Source organism: Mucilaginibacter sp., assembly GCF_025362475.1.
In the GTDB taxonomy this organism is placed as follows: domain Bacteria; phylum Bacteroidota; class Bacteroidia; order Sphingobacteriales; family Sphingobacteriaceae; genus Mucilaginibacter.
This window is the reverse complement of the sequence record NZ_JANYGH010000045.1, coordinates 1-2,001: the sequence shown is the minus strand read 5'-3', so window position 1 is coordinate 2,001 and position 2,001 is coordinate 1. Positions and strand designations below refer to the sequence as shown.

The window sequence follows — 2,001 nt, the reverse complement described above, 5'->3', positions numbered from 1 at the left end:
AAAACAATGAGGATTAACTATTTTGTCCAAAACATGTAAGCATTAAGCAAGTAAAGGATTACCATTGCCACTACAGGATTTCAAAACATCAATCCAAAGCAGGAAGCTCATATTCCATTTACAGCGTAATGATTGATCATTGATAAGCGCCTTTATTTATTTGCTTATTTACAGTACGTACGTTACCATCAAAATCAGTATTACCGTTAACAATATCAGATATTACCTGTCCGCTGTTTTTTGCTGCAGAAGATGATTGCAAATGAAGATTGGGGCCGGATGTATTTATAAATAAAGGATCTGTGCCATATGTTGAATTTGCATCGGCGCCGCTGGCTGTTTTCCATGAATTATAATCGGTATAAGAGCTGCCGTTCCATGTCCACTGTGCGGCGCCTGTTGTGTAGTATAGATTGTAATCTATGACGTTACCAGATCCCTTGGCCGTATATTTATGAATAAACATATCTGATGCTCCTCCATAAATAATGTTATTTTTTATAACATTGTTGGTGCAATCCTCCCTGATACTGATCTCTCCTTCTATTTCGCCAAAAGCGCCCAGAGCCTGGTTATTGTTGTACAAAGTATTATTCACAATGGCCGAGTTACTTGTACCGCTACCTGTGTAGTTTAAATATCCGCCCATATAGATACCAGAACACCAGCAGTTATATACCAGGTTATTCCTTATGGTAACATGATCAGTAGGGAATCCATTGGTTTCGCTTACCGCGCCAATCCCCCTGTCTGTAACGGATACTTTGTTTTTTTCCACTACCACATTTCTGCCGCCATCTACATAAATACCTATAGCGCCATGCCCGCCAAGCGGCCCCCTTTTGCTTTCAATATTATAGAGGGTATTACCACTGATAACACCATTGCGGGCGTAATTAAGCGCAGGATCTGCATTGGCCGAATAGCCACCGGCCGCGTCAATACCAATATTTTGGGCATTGTAAATGGTATTATTGGTGATGGTAAACCCATCAACATAACCGTTAACGGTTAAGTTTTCGCCATAGCCGGTTTTACAATCATGTATGGTATTCCCGGTAACAGTAATATTAGTTACCGGATCGGTAGTATTCCCGATAATCAGAATAGCATTCCCGCCTCCATTAAGCGGAAGCTGGGTATAATCAATACCATATACGGTGTTATTTTTTATGGTAATATAATCAGAGCCGCCCTCAACCATAATGGCTTTGGGGTCGCCGGTTGCGGTTTTAAGATTGCGTATTTCAAAACCATCTACCACTATAAACTTTGCCTTATCAATGGTGACCAGGGCCTCGCGGCCATTAACGTTAAAAGCACTGCCATCAATAATGGGTTTCTCGCCATGGTACGCTTTTAACGTAATGTACTTATCCATCACTCCCGACTTCGGGAATACCACTTTTTCACTGTACACGCCGCCCCTTACCATTACGGTATCGCCGGGCACCGTACGGCTTAGCGCGGTATTAATGGTTTGAAAGGGCGCATCAATTGTTCCCTTGTTCGATTCTAAACCATTTACAGACACATAGTAGATATGAACCCCACCAGCAGGTGCTACAACCTCGTTGACGCTTTTTTTGCTGCAACCAAATACCTGTGCAACAAAACCAAGCATTAAAAAAACATTCAAATTAAGTTTCATAACCTTTCGTTTTTAATTAAATACGCCTTACTGCTGTGCGCCCTTACTTATTTTATTGTTCACTATACGTGTATTCCCGTCAATATCTGTTGTACCATTTATACCCGCTGAAATGATCTGTCCGGAATTTTTTGCAGGCGAAGATGATTGCAAATGAAGATCAGGAAGTGATGTATTCAGTAAACGGGGATCGGTACCATTTGATGAATTAGCATCATTAGCGCTGGCCGCTTTCCAGGCTTTTAAATCGGTATACGGAGTGCCGCTGGTACTATTCCAGATCCACTGTGGAGTGCCTGTGGTGTAGTATAAATTGTTATCGATAATATTGTTGCTTCCTGTTGAGGTAT

The 2,001-nt window shown here is 41.5% G+C and carries 2 protein-coding genes; both read right to left on the bottom strand.

All coding sequences use genetic code 11. From position 1 onward, the window contains the following. Positions 1 to 136: 136 nt before the first annotated feature. Entirely contained in the window at positions 137 to 1,651 is a 1,515-nt protein-coding gene (locus Q0R88_RS14790; RefSeq protein WP_295717353.1) for a right-handed parallel beta-helix repeat-containing protein, read from the bottom strand. A 27-nt stretch (positions 1,652 to 1,678) separates the two neighbouring features. After that, on the bottom strand, positions 1,679 to 2,001 hold a 323-nt coding region (locus tag Q0R88_RS14785), incomplete at its 5' end, for a hypothetical protein (RefSeq protein WP_295717350.1).

Coding starts and splice junctions, on each gene's coding strand:
- Q0R88_RS14790 (WP_295717353.1), bottom strand. CDS start 1,651: ATGAAACTTAATTTGAATGTTTTTTTAATGCTTGGTTTTGTTGCACAG.